Source organism: Gramella sp. MAR_2010_147 (assembly GCF_900105135.1).
GTDB lineage: Bacteria > Bacteroidota > Bacteroidia > Flavobacteriales > Flavobacteriaceae > Christiangramia.
Genome location: NZ_LT629741.1, coordinates 2,134,277 through 2,155,023, shown reverse-complemented (window position 1 = coordinate 2,155,023; position 20,747 = coordinate 2,134,277). Strand labels below are relative to the sequence as shown.

14 protein-coding genes and 1 tRNA gene are annotated in these 20,747 nt (G+C 37.5%); 7 read left to right on the top strand and 8 right to left on the bottom strand.

The window, feature by feature from the left end; all coding sequences use genetic code 11:
- The first annotated feature begins 62 nt into the window (after positions 1–62).
- Both BLT95_RS09720 and BLT95_RS09715 read left to right on the top strand, forming a co-directional pair.
- Positions 63–1,205 carry a cystathionine gamma-synthase gene (locus BLT95_RS09720; protein WP_089665896.1) on the top strand — a complete coding sequence of 381 codons (1,143 nt, stop codon included), beginning with the start codon at positions 63–65 and terminating at the stop codon, positions 1,203–1,205.
- Positions 1,206–1,283: 78 nt separating this feature from the next.
- The gene (locus BLT95_RS09715) at positions 1,284–3,425 is read left to right on the top strand and encodes a glycoside hydrolase family 97 protein (RefSeq protein ID WP_089666898.1); all 2,142 of its coding nucleotides are present in this window, start codon (positions 1,284–1,286) and stop codon (positions 3,423–3,425) included.
- Between the two features lie 93 nt (positions 3,426–3,518).
- Here BLT95_RS09715 and BLT95_RS09710 read toward each other — a convergent pair whose 3' ends face one another.
- Positions 3,519–4,745, bottom strand: a complete 1,227-nt coding sequence (locus BLT95_RS09710; RefSeq protein WP_089665895.1) for a cysteine desulfurase-like protein — start codon at positions 4,743–4,745, stop codon at positions 3,519–3,521.
- On the bottom strand, positions 4,742–7,111 hold the full coding sequence (locus BLT95_RS09705; RefSeq protein ID WP_089665894.1) for a S9 family peptidase: 2,370 nt from the start codon (positions 7,109–7,111) through the stop codon (positions 4,742–4,744). The genes BLT95_RS09710 and BLT95_RS09705 overlap by 4 nt, the downstream gene beginning before the upstream one ends.
- 145 nt (positions 7,112–7,256) lie before the next feature.
- On the opposite strand from BLT95_RS09705, the gene BLT95_RS09700 reads away from it, so the two are divergent.
- Positions 7,257–8,807, top strand: a complete 1,551-nt coding sequence (locus tag BLT95_RS09700) for a M20/M25/M40 family metallo-hydrolase (RefSeq protein ID WP_089665893.1) — start codon at positions 7,257–7,259, stop codon at positions 8,805–8,807.
- 13 nt (positions 8,808–8,820) lie between these two features.
- Here the strand turns inward: BLT95_RS09700 and BLT95_RS09695 are convergent, their stop codons facing one another.
- The 5 genes from BLT95_RS09695 to BLT95_RS09675 all read right to left on the bottom strand — a co-directional run bounded on the left by BLT95_RS09695 (position 8,821) and on the right by BLT95_RS09675 (position 12,525).
- Positions 8,821–9,975 (bottom strand): DUF3095 family protein, encoded by a 1,155-nt coding sequence (locus BLT95_RS09695; RefSeq protein WP_089665892.1) that lies wholly within the window; start codon positions 9,973–9,975, stop codon positions 8,821–8,823.
- Positions 9,976–10,035: 60 nt separating this feature from the next.
- A complete protein-coding gene (locus tag BLT95_RS09690) occupies positions 10,036–10,401 on the bottom strand; it encodes a hypothetical protein (protein ID WP_089665891.1) in 366 nt (121 codons plus the stop codon).
- A 33-nt stretch (positions 10,402–10,434) separates the two neighbouring features.
- The gene (locus tag BLT95_RS09685; RefSeq protein WP_089665890.1) at positions 10,435–11,421 is read right to left on the bottom strand and encodes a DUF1028 domain-containing protein; all 987 of its coding nucleotides are present in this window, start codon (positions 11,419–11,421) and stop codon (positions 10,435–10,437) included.
- 47 nt (positions 11,422–11,468) lie between these two features.
- Positions 11,469–12,158 carry a DUF2490 domain-containing protein gene (locus BLT95_RS09680; RefSeq protein ID WP_089665889.1) on the bottom strand — a complete coding sequence of 230 codons (690 nt, stop codon included), beginning with the start codon at positions 12,156–12,158 and terminating at the stop codon, positions 11,469–11,471.
- A 67-nt stretch (positions 12,159–12,225) separates the two neighbouring features.
- A complete protein-coding gene (locus BLT95_RS09675) occupies positions 12,226–12,525 on the bottom strand; it encodes a hypothetical protein (protein WP_157718040.1) in 300 nt (99 codons plus the stop codon).
- A 112-nt stretch (positions 12,526–12,637) separates the two neighbouring features.
- Between BLT95_RS09675 and BLT95_RS09670 the strand changes: the two genes are divergently transcribed.
- The 3 genes from BLT95_RS09670 (at position 12,638) to BLT95_RS09665 (ending at position 14,012) form a co-directional block, all read left to right on the top strand.
- Positions 12,638–12,709 (top strand) — tRNA-Arg (locus BLT95_RS09670).
- 235 nt (positions 12,710–12,944) lie between these two features.
- Entirely contained in the window at positions 12,945–13,160 is a 216-nt protein-coding gene (locus tag BLT95_RS14325) for a hypothetical protein (RefSeq protein WP_157718039.1), read from the top strand.
- A 183-nt stretch (positions 13,161–13,343) separates the two neighbouring features.
- Positions 13,344–14,012: a haloacid dehalogenase type II gene (locus BLT95_RS09665; protein ID WP_089665887.1), complete on the top strand. Its 669-nt coding sequence runs from the start codon at positions 13,344–13,346 to the stop codon at positions 14,010–14,012.
- 66 nt (positions 14,013–14,078) lie between these two features.
- Here the strand turns inward: BLT95_RS09665 and BLT95_RS09660 are convergent, their stop codons facing one another.
- Positions 14,079–17,696, bottom strand: coding sequence for a metallophosphatase (locus BLT95_RS09660; RefSeq protein WP_089665886.1), 3,618 nt, complete (start codon positions 17,694–17,696; stop codon positions 14,079–14,081).
- A 226-nt stretch (positions 17,697–17,922) separates the two neighbouring features.
- On the opposite strand from BLT95_RS09660, the gene BLT95_RS09655 reads away from it, so the two are divergent.
- Positions 17,923–20,709: a triple tyrosine motif-containing protein gene (locus BLT95_RS09655; RefSeq protein WP_089665885.1), complete on the top strand. Its 2,787-nt coding sequence runs from the start codon at positions 17,923–17,925 to the stop codon at positions 20,707–20,709.
- Positions 20,710–20,747 lie beyond the last annotated feature (38 nt).

Below are 20,747 nucleotides of genomic sequence, written 5' to 3'. Positions count from 1 at the left end.
AGAAGAAATTGTTTTTCCCACTTCTTCATTCGAAAATTAATGCCTTATAATCATTTCATAACATGAAATTCAATACTAAGACTATACATGGAGGTCAGGATAATATAGATCCGGCCTACAATTCAGTGATGCCTCCAATTTATCAAACAAGTACCTACTCACAAAGTACACCGGGTGGTCACAAAGGTTTTGAATATTCCAGAAGCGCCAATCCTACAAGAACTGCTTTGGAGAAGTCTCTGGCAAGTATTGAAAATGGAGAATTTGGACTTGCGTTTGGATCTGGGCTTGCTGCGATTGATGCCGTACTCAAATTATTCAAACCTGGAGATGAAATTATTTCCACCAATGATCTTTATGGAGGTTCCTATAGATTATTCACCAGGATCTTTGAAGGACTTGGTATTAAGTTTCATTTTGTAGGAATGCAGGACTTATCTGGCATAGAAGAATATATTAACGATAATACGAAACTCATTTGGGTAGAAACTCCAACCAACCCCACTATGAGTATTATCGATATTGAAGCTGTCTCGAAGATTGCAAAAAAACACTCTTTATTGATGGCAGTAGATAATACGTTCGCGACACCCTATCTTCAACGCCCTTTAGACCTGGGAGCCGATATTGTTATGCACAGTGCCACTAAATATCTTGGTGGACATAGCGATGTGGTCATGGGAAATCTGGTGGTTAGAGATAAAGAGCTGGCAGATAAGCTATACTTTATACAAAAGGCCAGTGGTGCTATTTGTGGGCCGCAGGATAGTTTTTTGGTGCTTCGGGGGATAAAGACGCTTCATTTAAGAATGCAGCGACACTGTGAAAATGGGGAGGCGGTTGCGAGATTTCTTAGATCTGATCCTAAAATAGATAAAGTTTACTGGCCGGGTTTTGAAGACCATCCAAATCATGATATTGCGAAGAAACAAATGTCTGGTTTTGGGGGGATGATCTCTTTTACCACCAGGGAAAATACGCTGGAGAGTGCTACCAAAATTGTTGAAAAGCTTAAAGTCTTTACGCTTGCGGAATCACTTGGCGGCGTGGAATCCTTAGCCGGGCATCCTGCAAGTATGACACACGCCTCAATTCCTAAAGAAGAAAGGGAAAAAACGGGCGTTGTAGATTCGTTAATTCGATTAAGTGTAGGTGTAGAGGATGAAGAAGACCTTATAGCCGATCTTAAGCAAGCGATAGGATAATTATTAAAATATATTTACTGAAATTTACCGCCTATAATGCAATTACTCAGGCAGGCTTTATTTATTAAAAAACCATTTATGAAAAAATTCTTATTACTTACATTGTTCCTGGTAGGAGCGACTCACTTTTCTGTCGCCCAAAATTTTCAGTCACCAGATGGAAATCTGAAAATGAATTTTTCTTTACAGGACGATGGAACTCCGAATTATAAATTATCCTTTAATGGAGAGGATGTTATTAAAACCAGTAAACTCGGCCTTAATTTGAAAGAGCAGGAAGATTTGCTTGCAAATTTCAGTATAGAAAGTACAAAAGAGTCAGGTTTTGATAATACCTGGATGCCGGTTTGGGGAGAATCAAAAGAGATAAGGAACAATTATAACGAGCTTGAAGTAAATCTTGTTCAGAAAGAAACCGGGAGAAAATTAATTGTTCGTTTCAGGCTTTTTAATGAAGGTCTTGGATTTAGATATGAATTTCCAGAGCAGGAAAATCTGGTGTATTTCATAATTGAAGAAGAGCGTACGCAATTTGCAATGACGGGAGATCATACTGCATTCTGGATTCCTGGTGACTATGATTCCCAGGAATATGATTATACTGAATCTAAACTTTCTGAAATTAGGGAAAAGTTTGATGGAGCAGTTCAGCCAAATGCTTCCCAGGAGCAGTTTTCTAAAACAGGGGTGCAAACTTCCCTGATGATGAAAACTGAGGATGGTTTGTATATCAATTTACATGAAGCAGCTTTAGTTGATTATTCATTGATGAATCTTAATCTTGATGATAAGAATATGGTCTTTGAATCCTGGTTAACACCAGATGCGGTTGAAAATAAAGGATATTTGCAAACACCTGCTGTTTCTCCGTGGAGAACTATTACGGTAAGCGATGATGCCCGTGATATACTGGCTTCTAATATGAATCTGAATCTTAACGAACCAAATAAACTGGAAGATACTTCATGGATCAAACCAGTTAAATATATTGGAGTTTGGTGGGAGATGATTACAGGTAAAAGTTCCTGGGCGTATACAGATGAGCTGGCTTCTATAAAATTAGGAGAAACCGATTACTCTAAAACTGAACCTAACGGAAAACATGCTGCAAATACAGAGCACGTAAAAGAATATATAGATTTTGCTGCAGAGCATGGTTTTGATGCCGTACTGGTTGAAGGTTGGAATCAGGGCTGGGAAGACTGGTTTGGGAAATCCAAAGATTATGTTTTTGATTTTGTAACTCCTTATCCAGATTTTGATGTGGAAGAAATACATGAATATGCTAAAAGTAAAGGAGTTAAAATGATGATGCATCATGAAACTTCGGGTGCCATTAGAAATTATGAACGTCATTTGGATACTGCTTATCAGTTTATGAATAAGTATGATTATCCTGCGGTAAAAAGTGGATATGTAGGTGATATTATTCCGCGAGGAGAACATCATTACGCACAATGGGCCATAAATCATTATCTATTTGCCGTTAAAAAAGCTGCAGATTATAAAGTGATGGTGAATGCGCATGAAGCGGTTAGACCAACAGGATTGAGGAGAACCTACCCCAATCTTATAGGAAATGAATCAGCCCGTGGAACCGAATTCCAGGCCTTTGGTGGTTCTAAACCAAATCATGTCACAATTCTTCCATTTACCAGATTGATAGGTGGCCCAATGGATTATACTCCGGGGATTTTTGAAATGGACATCAGTAAACTGAATCCAGATAATAATTCCCATGTGAACAGCACCATAGCCAATCAATTGGCATTGTATGTTACCATGTATAGTCCGTTGCAGATGGCGGCAGACCTACCAGAAAATTATATGAGATTCCCTGATGCCTTTCAGTTTATTAAAGATGTAGCTTTAGACTGGGATGAGAGCATCTACCTGGAAGCAGAACCGGGAGATTATATCACCGTTGCCAGAAAGAAGAAAGGAAGTAGTAACTGGTTTGTTGGAAATGTCAATGGAAATGAAGCAAGAACTTCTAAGATCGAATTTGATTTCCTTGAAAAAGGGAAGAATTATATAGCGACGATTTATTCAGATGCGTCTGATGCTCATTATAAGACCAACCCGCAGGCTTATGAGATCAAAAAATACAGAGTGAACAGTAAATCTGAACTTTCCCAGAAATCTGTTCCAGGAGGTGGTTATGCTATTAGTATCATGGAAGCTGAAAAAACTGAACTGAAAGATTTGAAGAAACTATAAAAGAATAATTTCGAGGTTGTCTGAAAAAGTTAACGCCAACCAGAACCAGGTTCTGCTTGGCGTTAAAAAAAATCTCTCAGGCGGCCTTTATTTTTAAAATATCTGCTTAAAAATACCAACAAGTTTATTTACTTCCTGAAGGGTGTTGTAGTGGACAAGACTTACTCTAACCACTCCATTCTTTGCCTGAAGGTCTAATGCCTTAATGAGCTTTTTGGCATAGAAATCGCCAAATCTTATTCCAATTCTATGAGCGTCAACTTTTTCAACGATCTCATCACTTCTTAAGCCTTTATGAATAAACGAAATCGTAGGAACGCGCACTAAAGCGTCTGGTCTAGTGCTCCCAATTATCTTTACATCGGGGACATCATTTAAATACTCCAGAAGTATCGTCGCCAATTTCTCTTCATGAGAAGCAATGGTTTCAAAGGTTTCGGTGAGTTTTTCTGAAAAACTGATTGATTTGGAATTAAAATGATGGCGGTAAAATTCCTCGTAATACTCAATAATTCCTAGCGTGCTGTAAGTTAATTCAAAATTGAAATTTCCCGGCTGGAGCTTATAAGGCACCTCTTTTTTTCCAATAAAATAATGGTTAAGGCTTTCCAGTTTTACTAGCTTATTATACTTTCCGTACATCACAGCCAGATGGGGTCCGTAGGTTTTATACCAGCTAAAAGTATAGAAATCTGCATCAAGTTCCTGAACATCTACTTTTCTATGTGGGGCATAGGCAACACCATCAACGCAAATAAGTGCTCCGGCTTTATGAACTTCTTTTGAAATTTTTTTGATTGGATTTATAGTTCCAAGAACATTAGAAGCATGGGTTACCGCAACAAGTTTTGTGCGACTGTTCATCAACTTCCTTAGATCTGAAATTTCCAGTTCCAAAGTCTCAGGATTCACTTTCCATATTCTTACTTCAATGCCCTTTTCCTTAAGATCCATCCAGGGAGAGACATTAGCCTCGTGATCTGTATTGGTTACGATCACTTCATCTCCCTTTTTCCATTGTTTGCTAATGCTGATAGATAAAATACGCATGAGCATGGTGGTAGATGAGCCTATGACTATTTCTTCATCTCTGGAAGCGTTTACCAATTCTGCAATTCTGGAGGTTGCATATTTCAGTTTTTTGCCCGCTTCTTCTGAAACTTTATAAGAAGCTCCCAACTGTACGTTATGATGAAGAAGATAGCCGCTAATTCTTTCGGCCACCTTACTTAAAACCTGAGAGCCACCGGCGTTATCCATAAAAATAAAATCTCTTTCCAGCGCAGGAAACTGATTTCTTACAAATTCAATATCTATCATTTAGCTAATAAACTTTCATTAAATAATTTCAGAATTCTTCTGTATTCATCGGTCCAGCTGCCTGGTTCAATAAAACCATGTCCTTCAACAGGATAGACCGCCATTTCCCAGTCTTCTTTGCCCAGTTCTATGAGCCGCTGTGATAATCTTACAACATCCTGAAAGTGCACATTGGTATCTACCATTCCATGAGCTATTAAAAGATCTCCTTCTAAACCTTCCGCAAAATAAATAGGTGATGATCTGCGATACGCTTTAGGGTCTTTAGAAGGCTCATTTAAAATATTGGAGGTATACCCATGATTATAATGTGCCCAGTCTGTAACCGATCTTAAAGCGGCTCCTGCCTTAAAAGTATCTGCTTCTGTGAACATGGCCATTAGTGTAATAAAACCGCCATAACTGCCGCCATAGATGCCTACTTTTTCAGGGTCAATATCGTGATTTTCGAGTAAGTATTTCACACCGTCAACCTGGTCGCTAAGGTCTTTTCCGCCCATGTGGCGATAGATACCAGTTCTCCAGTCCCGTCCATAACCGGCACTTCCGCGATAATCTATGTCAATTACCGTGTAGCCCAGATCGGTTAGAAGATTATGAAACATATATTCTCTAAAATAACTGGACCACCATTTATGGGCATTTTGAAGGTATCCTGCTCCATGTACAAATACAATGGCAGCCTTATTTTTTGTAGATTCTTCTGGAACAAAAAGTCTGGCCGGCACCATTGCACCGTCGCTGGCCTTAAATTTTATCAATTCCGGCTCTCTCCAATTATAGTTTGAAAACTCTTCAGATTGTCCACTTGTAAGCTGCTGCGGTTCCTCCTCAGAACCTGTTTCTTTCAGGTATAATTCTTCAGGTTCGTTAATATAAGAAAAGGTGATCGCCATGTATTTCTCGTCAGGAGAAAGTTTTACCTCGTTATTCCCCGTCATACTGGTTAGCATTTCCATCTTTCCGCCCATCAGTGGCATTCTGTAGAAATGTCGCTCTCCTGCATGCACTTTTGAAGAGGTGAAATACCAGTGCTTTTTATCATTGGAAATAGATGGATCAAAAACCTCATAATTTCCTAATGTAAGATCTTTTTTCTTTCCGTTTTCAACATTCAGAATATATAAATGTGAATATCCGGTTTCTTCGCTTTGAAAGTAGATATGTTTATTGTTTGGTAACCAGCCTAATTCCTCATAACCATAATAGGTGTAGCCAATTCCAGGCCCTGCAAGCCAGGCTTCATCACGTTGGTGTTCTATAGATTTTAGCGTTCCTTTTTGAAGGTCAATGAGGGCGATCCATCTATCTTTATTATCGGTAGATCGTAGGTTAACCACCGCTTTTTCACCATCTTCAGAAAAATGAACATTAGACGGGATCACCTCTCTGGGTTCCTCTTCCCAATCTTTATCAGGATAGTCTTTGGTATAATCTGGAAGTTTGGAGATCCCTGGTAGTCCCGACACATCAATTATAAATACCGTATCTTTTTCAAAATTATAAAGAGCAAGTTCTGCGGTATATTCCATATTACCTACCTTACTTCTAGCTGAGATATCTTTGGTATAACCACTTTCATCTACATAATTAGGAACTTCGGTACTTTCACCGCGTTCTCTGTTTATAATGCTAAAACCTGCATATTTCCCATTTGGAGATACTTCCAGGTTTCCAAGTTCTTTGTCTTTCAAATAAAAAACAAAATCAGCTTTCTTTTGAAGAGATTCTCTGTAAGCTTTTGAGTTCTCATCGTCCTTCTTGCGTTGATTTACTACTTCCAGTAGTTCGAGGTTTTCCTCTTCTAACCATGCAGCTTTATCTGAAGATTTTTTATCAGATTTCACCGATTCTGATCCAGTTTCTATATGGGTAAGCTGTTGAATACTACCCTGCTGAAGGTCATAAATAAAAACATTGTTTTCCGCCTTAAACGCTATCTTATTATTGTCCAGCAGGAATTCAGGGTCGTTAATAGGGAAAGGAAGATCGAGTAGTTCTTTCCTTTTTCTGGAATTTACGTCATAGACTATAAGATCCCCCTCTTCAGTAAAAACCTTTCTGGTTTTTGCCTGGTTAAAATCACCACTTGTTGGAATTAGCTGCTGTTGCTCTTTTCCTGAAACTTTTATGATCTTATTCAGATTATTGATCTCTACTCTGTATAGGGAATCGGCGGGGTTTCTATCTGGATTGTATTTAAAATAGATGTTTTCTCCATGTATTCCCCATTGTACTGAATTTGGGAAAGTTCCCATCCAGTCTGGATCCTGCATAATTTTTTCTACACTCAGAGGTGAGGTTTGTGAAAATGACAGAAAGCTGCCTAAAAAGAAAAATATAAGAACGTTAAAGCTTTTATGCATAAGAACTCAATTAAATTTAAGGTTTGCCAATATAACTAAAATTTGATTCCTCTTTAAACCTTAAGCGTGGACAACAGTCTAAAATCAAAGCTTTACAAAAAATAGCGATATTGTAAATTCAAAATTCACCAAAAAAATACACTTTATGATCAAAAAACTCAGCCTTGTATGCTTACTTCTTATTAGCGTTTCACTGGTTTCTGCGCAATCTCAGCAGGAAATGGTGGAGAAAATTGTAAAAGAAGCTGAAGAAAATTCACAATTAGAAAAACTGGCTCATGAACTACTGGATGTTGTTGGCCCCAGACTGGTTGGAACGCCACAAATGAAAAATGCTCATGACTGGGCGGTAAACAGGTATTCTAATTGGGATATTTCTGCCAGAAATGAAGAATGGGGAAAATGGAAAGGCTGGGAAAGAGGGATCACACATATAGATATGATCTCTCCACGAATTCAAAACCTGGAGGGTAGACAACTTGCATGGAGTCCTTCAACAGGGAAAAAAGGGATTACCGCTGAGGTTGTAATTATACCTGAAGCAAAAGACTCTCTTGATTTTCTTGAAAAAATAAAATCGGTCAAAGGAAAATTCGTGATGATTTCTATGCCGCAACCTACAGGCAGGCCAGATGATAACTGGGAAGAATGGGCTACGAAACAATCTTTCGAAAAAATGAAGACAGAGCGAGATTCTTTAGAAGATCTTTGGGATGAAAGACTGGAAAAAACGGGACTTTCCAGAAGAGAATTACCAAAAGTGCTGGAAGATGCCGGCGCAGCAGGAATCATTAGTTCTTACTGGTCAAGAGGATTTGGCGTGAATAAAATATTTTCAGCATCAACAGAAGAGATACCAAGCCTTGATATTTCTCTTGAAGATTATGGTTTATTATACCGATTAGCTAAATATGGAGATAAACCGGAAATAAAAGTAACGGCGGAGTCTACTGAAATGGGGGAAGTCCCAACTTTTAATACTATTGCTGAAATTAAAGGAAGTGAAAAACCAGAAGAATATGTTATCCTTTCTGCGCATTTTGATAGTTGGGATGGTGCAACGGGAGCAACCGATAATGGTACCGGAACTATTGTAATGATGGAAGCTATGAGGATCCTGAAAAAGCTGTATCCAAATCCGAAAAGAACTATTCTTGTGGGGCATTGGGGGAGTGAAGAGCAGGGTTTGAATGGATCCAGGGCTTTTGTGAAAGATCATCCTGAAATTGTTAAGAATGTGCAGGTATTATTTAATCAGGATAATGGAACCGGAAGAGTAGTAAATATTTCGGGTAACGGATTCTTAAATGCCTACGATTATCTTGGTAGCTGGCTTTACGAAGTTCCCGATAACGTAACAGAGCATATTGAGACGAATTTCCCTGGAACTCCTGGCAGAGGAGGATCAGACTACGCAGCATTTGTTGCTGCTGGCGCACCAGCTTTTAACCTGAGTTCATTGAGCTGGGATTACTGGAATTACACCTGGCATACCAACAGGGATACTTATGATAAGATCGTTTTTGATGATGTGAGGAACAATGTGATTCTTACTGCAGTATTAGCGTATATGGCCAGTGAAGATCCTGAAAAAACTTCAAGGGAAAAGATCAAATTACCCATGAGTAAAAGAACTGGAGAGCAAATGACCTGGCCAGAGGCACGAGATGCGAATAGAAGAGGAGGCTTAGATTAATAAAAACAGGCAGTTAATCCTGAAATTTCAATTTCAACTGATTGGCTGCCTTTGTATATCCCCCATCACCACCATCTATAAAATGAATGTGTTGATCTGTACTCATATCTTTTACATAACAAGACATAATGCTATGTTCACTAACATGAAAGCCGTATTTGACCATATTCGATTTTTCAAGCTCATCCAGATAGGCAATGAGCTTTTTACGTTGATTTTTAGTCCCTGTGATCACAGTATTAATTCTACCATCCAGCGTGAGATTATCTGAAAGCTCTACTAATTTTTGAAGATAGCTTTTCCCGGCATCGGTATTTCGAAGATAAAATTCACCAAAATTTGAAACCATAAAACTTCTTATAAAAGCTGGAAAACTCCATCTTCCAAGTTTTATCATCATTTCATCTTTGATCCTTTGCAAGCCAGCTTTGATTTTTAGCCTTCTAACCGATATTGGCTTTCTTCGTCCAATAGAGCCGTATATTTTATCTATGTTAGACATAATACTGGAATAAACACTGGAAAAATCGGTATCTCCACATCCAGCAATAATTAGACTTACAACTTCCTGATTTTCTTTTGGAGGTTTTATGCGATCCCATTTACACTCCATTCCCGTCATATTTAGTGGAGTTTCATCAGGGAAAATTTTTTCTGATAATTGATCATCTTTGATCATGTTTTCAGCATAATGAAGTCCGTTCCCTAGAATCACAGGAATATTAAGTGTTTCATTAGCCTTTACTCTTGAAATCTTAAGATCAATTTCTTTTTTATATAATTCATTAATCGCTAAAGATCCTACTGCAAGGCTAAAGCCGAAGTTTTTCTGTGTATTCTTATTATGTTTTTCGAGGACTGAAAGTGATTTGTCCTTGATCTTTTCAGGAATAAGAAATGTAGCCCCGTCACCTCCAAAAAAGAATGGAACCGAGACATCGTTGGCTTCAGCAAGATTCAATATGGCAATGACACAACCAGTGGCAACCAGATTTACCTGGTGATGATTTCCGTTTAGAACTGCCTGGGTAGAATTGCGAATATCAGCAACCAAAATATGCCAGTCTTCCGGTAGATTTGAAAATTTGGTCTTGTCTCCAATAAGCTTACTTATAGAAGAATCATAGACCGGAAGATCCCGATAGAAATTAGTGGTAATACCTTTCATAAAGTTTAGGTCGCAACAGTAGCTGGATAATTTCTATGAGCCTCCATTAAACTCAATCACTTAATTGAGTTCGCCACCAACAGGAACTGAACAATCGTGGCCTGGTTCGCCGTGTGGAGGATTAATTTTTGGAGTAGCACTTTGCAGTCTAACCGGTGAACCGTTCATTTGTTGCGGAGTATTAGAGACATTTGCCTTGTCTAGAGGCGCCCCAACAGGGAGGTCACATCTATGACCCTCCACTCCATGTGCAGGATTATACTCTGTATCTGCACTTTTAGACATACCATCTTTCATTTCTTCTGAAGAAGGTTTTTCAGCGATCACTTCTTCTTTTTCTGCCGTCTTTTCTTCATCCTTACACGAAAAAACAAGCCCTGAAATTAAACAAAGAAGTATAATGGAAATTTTATTCAATCTTTTCATAACTAATGATTTAGTCTTATAAATATATTTAAATTATTCGGTAATTTCCTGGAGTTCGGCTTCAGAAATTGTTAGAATACCAGAAGCTGGAAGTCTGGTGATCATTTCTTTCCAGTTTGCATCAGCTTCAAAAACTGTTTTAAAAATAGGTTTAGCTTCATCAATTCTTCCGCTATTGGCTAGCGCAACTGCTTTCCAGAATTTCATTTCTAGGTTGTCAGGAAACATTTTTCCTGCTGTACCATATTCTTTCAGCGCTTTTTCCATATCCCCGGCTTCCACCGCGAGATCTCCCTTGTTCATATGCTCATAAGCTCTTGCGACCTTTAAAAGTCTGGATAATTCTTCTAGCGGATCTTGATGGTCATCTACTTTAAGATCTATTTTTTTGTCTTCCCAGCTTTGACTCGTTTTTTCAGGTCCTACTACTACCAGCGCAGCCGACTGTTTTCCCCGAATATCGCCGCCAGCTTCCTGAGCAGCTTTAAGTGCTTCTACCACCCTTTCAGCCAGCGGATAGTCTGAAAATCTCACAAATGCCTCGGCCATGGCAGGAACTACCTTATCATTCAACATCATATTAGCCTGTACAGAGAAGTTCTTTCCTTGAAGATCTTCTGCGGCTTCCACGCATTTTTCACCGGTAAAAGCAGAAACATTGCCATTGGCATCTAAAAAAGCAACCTGTCTAAATGCTCTTCCCTGATCCTTTTCAACCATTTGAGTTAAAGCCTGTTCGGCAGAGATACCACTAGCCATTAATTCCAGGCCTTCCGGACCATATGCCGGATTTACAAAAGATTGTGTAGCAACCACACCAACACCAGCTTTTCCCCAGGATACAATTGATCCTACAGAGAACCAGTGACTTTGAACGCCTACGGCCATTTCACCGGTAACAGTATCTCTGGCAACAATAGAAAAGGTATGTGCAAATGCATCTTTAGCAACGCCCTCTGGATTCTGAGACATTAATTGAAGACTGCCTAAGAGGCAAAAAAACAGCGTGATCTTTTTCATAAAATTGATTATCTATAATGTCTAAAGATACTAAAAGCCTTCAGATATTAGAAGCTGTGGTGCAGGCTTAGTTGAATTTGTCCCTTACTAAGGCTATTTGATGTTTGCTCCATATATCCAGCCTGGACTTTTAGGTTATCTTTAATAGCATAACCCAGTGCTCCATAAAGCCTGTTACGATCAAAAAGTTCTACACGGCGGCCATCTCCTATATCTTTCTGCCCATTGATAAATAGCTCATTGTAAAAAGCCAGATAAATCGAGTTTTTATTTAAATTAGGTTGGTTCAGGGGAATGTTCAGAAATATATTATAGCGATACCTGGTCCTGAAATCCTGATCTTCTACCCATCTTTGCTCATATCTAAATCTATGTTTAAGATAAATTCTTTCAGAAATTTTATGTGGGAGGAGCGCCTCCTGATAGATCCTGCTTTCAGTTGAAGTGTCGTTTGAATCTCCAAACACCCCTGAGGTAATATTCCCGTATCCCAGTGTAAATTTCACATTATCTGATGGGCTATAAGTAATACCCGCTCTTAATAAAAGTTGTTCCAGATCACCAATTACATCCCAGTTTCTGTATTGCACATCTCCCTGAAGGCCGAATTTTGAATCGCTGAACTCTGTATTCCAAAAATACATATACCAACCACCATGTTGATCTTCATCTACCTGGGCATTGGAATTCACAGTAAAAAATAATGAGATGAGGAGTAAACTAAATAATTTTTTCAAAACTTAAATTTTTACCGGCAAATATAAAATTAGGGAGGGGTAAATACAAGTTTTAAAAGGTAACTGGCTATTTATTAACTTTTGTAACTAGTAGGTAAACAGGTCCACCGTCAACCGGATATCCTTCTATAAGTGTAGCAGTGATCTCAACTTCCTGATCCTCGTAATTTTCAAGATTTATCTTGTCACTTTTAAGGGCGTACACCTTTTGTTGGGTTTCCAGCCTGTGGGTACCGTATTGGTAGGTAGTGATCCCGGCAGGTTTGATGATGCCGGTGTACTGTTCTTCATCATTAGCATTGTCAGAATTACAACCGTTTTGGACAAGTAAGAACAAGCTTGCCATTATTGTGAAAATAAACTTCATAGATCTCATTTTTAAATACCTAATTAATATAAAATTAAATCTAAATCTATGAAATTTGAAGTTTTGAAAAAGTATTTTTATTTTCTGAGAATTCGTTTTTTTGTTCAAAATTGGCCTCATAGTTCAATGGATAGAATAGAAGTTTCCTAAACTTTAGATCCAGGTTCGATTCCTGGTGAGGCTACAACAAACCTTTCGTTATTAAACGAAAGGTTTTTCATTTCTACGTAAAAATCTTTTCTGTGGGATTAAGAATAAATAATATATAGCCTGTTTTCAATTGTTAATAGTTTGGTTGAAAACTATTTAAGGGAATTTTAAATGGAAGGAGACCTATTCTTAACTTGCAAAAGCCCCACGTACTTTACATATAAAATATGAATTATCTACGGTAATGTTATTGCCCTAAATCATACTATATGAAAACTCTGCTGTATCGTGTAAGATTGTTTGATGGAGACGATCTGGATTTCCCTGTTTTATTTCTTAGCTACCTTTGCAAAGCGCTAATGATCGTCGCTATTTCGTTTCTGGTATTTTTACTTACATCTAAAAATTACCATAACTCTTCTTTTGGAAATAATGAGGTGATTACATCGCAAGAAACAACCGCACATCCGCCATCTCCATTCTAAAATTGAGTTTTAAGCTTTAAGTTTTGCGGCTTGCAATACTATGCAGCACATTGTATCTATTATCGTATATCCAGCTACTTATTAGATGCATTCTTTTCTTGTTCAATTAGTAAACTAATCAGATTATTTAAAAAATTAGATGGCGTCTGGTATTTCCATAAGCTTTGCTATTTTAGTTGAACTATGAAAAATAAGATCGAAACACTAATTTTTGATGTAAACGAAACATTACTGGACCTGGAGCCTCTTAAAAAAAGCATCGATGAAGCGCTGGGAAATGATCATGCATCCCAGGTATGGTTTGCTGAACTGCTTCAATATTCACTGGTAGAATCTCTAACGGACTCTTATCATGACTTTAGCGAGCTTGCTTCGGCTATATTTAAAATGAATGCTAAGAAGTATCACAAAGATTTTTCTGATAATGAAATTAAGAAAATCCTAAGTCCAATAAATAAACTGGAACCTTACCCTGACGTAGTACCCGGTTTAAAACAGCTGAAAAATTCGGGATTTCAATTAGTTGCTTTTAGTAATGGAAAGCCTTCTGTTTTAAAGGAGCAACTGGAGTTTGCGCGTCTATCAGAATATTTTGATAAGATTTTAAGCATTGATTCTATCAAAAAATACAAACCACATTCAGCATCTTATAAATATGCTTTAAAGGAGGCAAATTCTAATTCAGAAAACTCCATGATGGTTGCTGCCCACGGATGGGATATAACAGGAGCCATGAGAGCTGGATTGCAAACAGCTTTTATACAACGTCCCGGGAAGTTTGTTTTTCCTTTATCTGAGAAACCAACTATAGAAACCACAACCATTCAATCTTTAGCTGACAAATTGGACTAGAAAAAGACAATAAAAAACCGCGATCATCATTGATGGCGTGGTTTCTTTTCATTTTATAGCCTCGATTTAGAAGTCAAAATTGAAAGTGAAATTCAGTCTTCCTCCTTCATCACCCACATAGTATCCTATATTACCTGTAAAGGCTTTAAAGGCATTGATAAAGATAGAACCACCATAGTTGGTATGCCAGTCATTACTGTTATCATCATCTACCCAAACTCTACCATAATCAAAACCTAAACTTGCCCCCATTCTAATTGGGATAAAGTCGGTTCTAAACTGAGTGATACCACTTCTAATATCAATATTCTGATAAAAAGCATATTTACCGTTGAAACGTTCATTTCTATATCCTCGAAGACTATTCCTGTTTCCTCCTCCAAGTTTGGCGGCATGATAAAATTCATAATTATCTCCAAGAATTGCCTCACCACCAATTTTGGTCGCTATTGCAGCAAAACCACTTTCATGCAGAGGGTAATCTATCGCAAGCATTGGTCTTACATAGGCAAACTTATTGTCGTGATCATCGATGTTTGTCTTATATCCCGCGGTTAGATCCAGTTCCATTCCTCTTGATGGGAAGGCAACACGATCCTTATTAAAGTAGTTGTAATTAAGCTCCCCTCCAGCGTACATCTGGCTTTCAAATACATCATTGGTTGGTTCAAAGGTATCGGCAACGAATCTACCTTCATCATAGGCGATTTCCATAGATTCCACCAGCGGCTTAATATAAAAGCTTACATTATTATTTTTTCTATAGATCAGCGAAGGTGCAAATCTCCATTGCTCTATTTTAACACGGTTATAATCTTTCGCGATATCATCAGGATCATATTCAGTATCGTTTCCTGTTCCAAAATAATTGATCACAAAATTAGGACTGGAATAATACGCGTCCAGACCAAAGTTCCAATTGTGAAATATATGGGCGAACTCTCCTGAATATCCTACATCAAAACCTTTAGTAGCAAAATAATAGTTAGCGGTTACATTATGCCTTGCAGTGAAAGGATTTCTAACCAGCCCCTTTATGGTATATGTATTATTTACACCCAGACTGAATCCCTGGTCTGAGTTAAAATCGGCAGCAGGTAGAAAAGTATATTGTCTGATTTTCTTCTTGTTTGGATCGTAATTGTTAATCTCATAAGAGTCTACCAGCATTTTACGAGCACCGGGAGTTTTTATTGTATTATCCTTACTCTTATAATCATAGAGTTTCGCTCTTCGTTTATTTTGAAAATCATAAATATCGTTTTCTTCCCCGCCAATCACTTTTAACGGGACAAGATCAGAGCCTTTTCCAACGATCTGAAATTCGTCATCTCCATCCAGCCCGTAAATCCAAACTTCTCTGGTAACATCTGAACTATATGATTTTTCAGCAAGGATCTCGTCATTTTCATTTTTCAATATTACGCTGGTAATTCCATTTGGCTTTCTTGTGATCAAAAATTTATCATCTTCCTCTGTACCGGTAAACATGTCAAATTCAGCCAGATGTTGATAATACTCTTTCGCTATCTTGTCCAGGTTGCCTCTTCGCGCTTTCATAATTTCTTTAATCTCTGCAACATAAGGATCCTGAGCCAGATCCTGAGGTAACACTGCAAATGCTTCCTGAATTACATCATCGGTAATATTATTTTGAATATAATCAACCTGAGCTTCCCAATCTTCCCATTGAGCATTTCTTATAAAAGCTTTATCTAAAGGATACCCGGCTATATTAAACCATTTTGGACTTTTAACCATTGGGCTGTATTCTTCCATCGCTCTAAATGGAGGGAAACCCATTCTTAGAAGAGAAAGTGCTAATCCGTCCATTCTAGGGAATACCTGATCACGGTCTTTTGCGATTGGTAAATACCTCTTTTTGCCTTCTTCATCTTCAAATTCAGCCCATTCATACTGGCCTTCATGTCTGTCCCAGTCTCCCAGTAACATATCCAGTAATCTTGCTCTTATGAACATATCTTCATCTACATATGCATCTTTACTTTTTCTCATATCCAGTAAAAGATCAGACGTATTTAAAATATCATCTGCATTTCCGAAGATCTCAAGGTTTTTATTCTCCCCTCCAACATGAGCTTCGAACATATATAGTTCATCTCCATATTCTTCATTATAAACTCCCAAAGCCTCCTGTTTTGGAACATAATAAAGATTGGAGTTGGGATGGTAAATGTCTAATTCGTCCATAAACCTTCCTGCTGGAAAGGTTCCGTAAGGAAAGGCTGTGGTATAAAAGTCCTGTACATATCTTTCGGCTACCGTGTTTTCAAGATATTCTTTTACGTAATGAGTAGTAACTACGGTACTTTGAAGAAATTGGAGCGCACTTTTTTTAAGAGCTCTCATGGTGTATTCATGATCGTCTTCATCCTTAAAACCTAAGGATCTTGACTGGTGCCCGCCACCTGCACCAAGAACTTCAAGGTTCCCAGGTATGGTATCCAGGTAAAGCACAGGAAATTCAAAATCTCTGCTATATAAGGGACGATAGTGTTCACCCCAAATGGCTCTAAAAAGCCCGTCTTTATCTGTTTCTTCATCTGTATAGACAGAAGCCATAGTAGTATTTCCAATTCTGGTATCAGGCCATTCTACTTCATCCAGGGTTGGACGTTCACGAGAAATTTGTTTATTGAATATCTTTTCTGAACCAGATTCCAATACCTTAAAAATCTCAACATTTGAACTTCCATCCTTATATATATTCAGCCTGGCGTAACCAAGCTCGTACGCTGCAAAATCGCCATTATCTTTATCTGGCCTTGCTTTTTTAGGATTTTCAGTAACTCCGGCAATGATCTGTTCTACATCATCGTCCTGTACATATTGTAAATTTTGATCTTTTCCAGATAAGAAGATCACATCGTTATACTGTCTTGCCAGGGCTTCAAGGGTCCCCATTAATTCTTTTAACTGCGGATTTCTTTCCGTTTGAGTTCCTGCACCGATGATTTTTTCAAAAAAACCGATCTTAGATTGAGTCATTATTGGATGATGTACAGCTACAAGCACTGTTTTACGCTGATTATCTTCTAATTCATCATTGAATTCCTCACGAAATTGAGCTCTGGTTTTGATCTCACACTTATTGTTGATATAAGGATGCTTGTCCCAGTCTTCTATAAACCATTGTGAATCTACCATAATCAACTGGACATCGTCACTAAGACTTTCAGATTCTATAGCACAGCCATCGTTAGGCCAGAATTTTGCGCTGGAATTATCCTGAAGAAAAGACTCCAGGTCGTCAATATTATCTGGTGCGTCTGCCTGCCATTCATTGTAGCCAGGGGTAAAAACAATATTACCTTTAAAATCACTGATCTTATCCAGCAAATTTTTCTGAAGATCCTGTTCTACTTTATCACGACCGTTGTCTTTATCTGGAAAACCTTCTTTTGGAACCAGGTTACCAATAATCACTAAACTGGAAGAATCCCCTTTTTTGGAGGCCTCTACAATCTGTTTTAAAATTTTCTGGTTGGATTCATTGCTTCGCAACCCCGTGTTTGAAGTGATATAAACCGAATGTACTATGCCTTTGTCTTTAGAAGAACTCTCCTGAGCCTGTAGTGAAAAAACTGAAAATAGTAGGGATAAGGTTAAAAAACTGAAATTTTTTGAAATCTTATTATTGTGTAGTCTTTCTATAATGCCCATATAAGCTTAATTGTTTGATTGAAATTGGCTTTGTAGTTTACAATGTAGTATTTATAGTATATGTAACTTCCAAAAAAATCTATAATTCTTAGGATGTCATAGCTCTTTATAATACTTTAACATCCATGCCTAAAAATTTTACTAATAAAATATGGTCGGAATAATTGAAAATTTTATTGTTTTGAAGATGATTGCGGAATTTTAGAATATAATTTGGAATATCCTTTTGAATATTAAGCTCACTATAGTATTTCTTCTTTTTACTTTCCTGGGAAGCTTCGCACAGGAATTGCCTCCTGTGGTTAATTTTGGCCCTAATCAATACTCTGCAGGGAACCAGAACTGGATGATCGCACAGGATGAGGATAAGAATTTTTATTTTGCAAATAGTACCGGATTACTGGAATATAATGGTGAAAACTGGAATCTTTATCCGGTACCGAATAATACCATCGTTAGATCACTAAAAGTTGTAGGAGATAGGATTTATACCGGTGCTTACATGGAAGCCGGATATTGGGAGCGGGATGATTTCGGAAAATTAAAATATACGAGTCTGGTGCCTAAGTTCTCTAATACCATTAATGATGGCGAGCAATTTTGGGATATCGAGTTTTTGGACGATCTCGTGATATTTAGAAGTTTCGCAGGAATTTATTTTTTTAATCCCCTGCAAGATGAGTTAACAAAAATGGAAAATCCCCTGGGAAAACCTGTTTCCGGGATTTTTAAACTGGATAACGAACTTTATTTTCAACTTGTTGGAGCAGGTCTTTTTAAATTTAGTAATGGAATTCCTGAAGCTATAATTCCATTCGATCAAATTGGTGAAAGGGCCATCATGCATCTCTATAAAAAAGATAAAGAGCTTGGTGTGATTTCAGGTAGGTCTGAATTTTTTACATGGAATGGAACCAGGCTTATTAAAGAGGATCAACAATTTAACAGGGAACTTGGAAACCCTAATATTCTGGATGTAGTAGATCTCGAAAATGGGGGAATTGTAATGGGTACCGTTGGCAAAGGTGTGGTTCAATTAGATGCCAACGGTGCAATAGTCAATATATTTAACCAGGAAAATATTTTGATGAATAATACGGTTCTAGATCTTTTTTTAGATGATTCTGGAAAAGTTTGGGCCGGCCTGGATTACGGTATTAGCAGTATAGATCTAAATTCAACATTTCGGTCTTTTCAGGATAACCGGGGGGAAATAGGTTCTGTTTATGCTTCATTTGAAATAAATGGGAATCTTTATCTGGGAACTAATCAGGGATTATACCTTAGAAAAGAAGGACGAAATAATTTTCAGCTTATTAAGGGGACCGAGGGACAGGTATGGTTCATTGATAGTGTTGGCCAGAATATTCTTTGTGGACATAATAATGGTACATTTTTAATTAATGAAGGGCGTGCTACAAAAATTTGTGACCGCCTGGGAACCTGGATAGTGAAAGAATATAAAGACGGAGTTTTTATTCAGGGACATTATAACGGAATTAGTTTTCTAAGACAAACTAATGAAAACCTGGAAGCTACCCCGATGCTTGAAAATTTCCCGCATTCTTCAAAATTTATTGAAATTAATAATGATGGCAATATTTGGATAAGCAATGAGCATAAAGGCGTTTTTAAATTACAGATCAATGATAGCCTTTCTCAAATAGCAAATGTCGAGAATTATACTTTTTCCAAAGAATCTGGTATAACGTCCAGTTTATTTCATTTTAATGATACCCTCTACTACAGTTCCAGAGAAACGATCTATAAGTATTTGAATGATTTAAACAAATTTTCGAAAGAGAATCGTCTAAATACTGTCATTTCCGGGATTAATAGGGTGTCCGGAAAAATGATAAGTGAAGGTAGAGAACAGAAATTATGGGGCTTTGGAGACGAGGGCATATTTTATATTGAGCCCGCAAAACTGAGTAAGAATTACAATCTTACTTCGGTATTTATAGAGCAGGATTTTAGAAATATTGCCATAGGATATGAGAATATTTCAAAATTTGAAGACTCTCAATACTTACTGGGTATAGCCAATGGGTATATAAAATTTAAAGATCCAAATGCTGGTCCCCGGGATATATCCGTTAGACTGAATAAGATTGAGGTAAGTGCACTCGATGCCATAGCCCAAAGGGTAAGAATAAGTGAATACACAGAATTTGATTTTAAACATAATAACATTGCTTTTCATTTTAGTGCCCCGGTACATGAAAAATATCAGGAATCACTTTATAGTTATAGACTCATAGGTTTAAGCCCTAATTGGAGTACATGGAGTGAATCACCTGAGGCAAATTTCAAGAACCTGGATTTTGGAGATTATACTTTTGAGGTAAAAGCAAAAATTGGCGATTATGAGACACCAATTGCAAACTATAAATTTGCCATAGACAGGCCCTTCTATTTGAGGACGTTCGCGCTGATTGGGTATTTAATAATATTCTTACTTATTCTACTACTGGTACATATTTTAAATAAAAGACACCATCTAAAAAATGTTGCTGAGAATGAACGTGCCCTCAAAATGAAAAATCTGGAAGCAGAACAGGAGATCATTAAGTTGAAAAATGAGAAGCTGGAACAGGACATGGCAAATAAGAATCGGGAGCTTGCTGTTTCTACGATGAGTCTTATTAAAAAGAACGAGTTTCTCACCAGTATTAAAGACAAGTTAAAGGAGTCTGAAGATTCTACCAAGATCCATTCAGTAATTAAAACTATAGATAAGGACATTAGCGAAGAGGATAACTGGAAATTTTTTAAAAAAGCATTTAGTAATGCCGATAAAGATTTTTTCAGAAAAATTAAAAGCAAGCATCCAGGGCTTACTTCAAACGATCTAAAATTATGCGCGTATTTACGTCTAAATTTATCTTCAAAAGAGATCGCACCCTTATTAAATATTTCTGTGAAAAGTGTCGAAATTAAACGATATCGATTGCGTAAAAAGATGGATTTAGACCGGGAAACAAATTTAACCGACTATATTCTCGATCTCTAAACTATACAGGAGCTTTAATTAACTCTACATTACCTCTA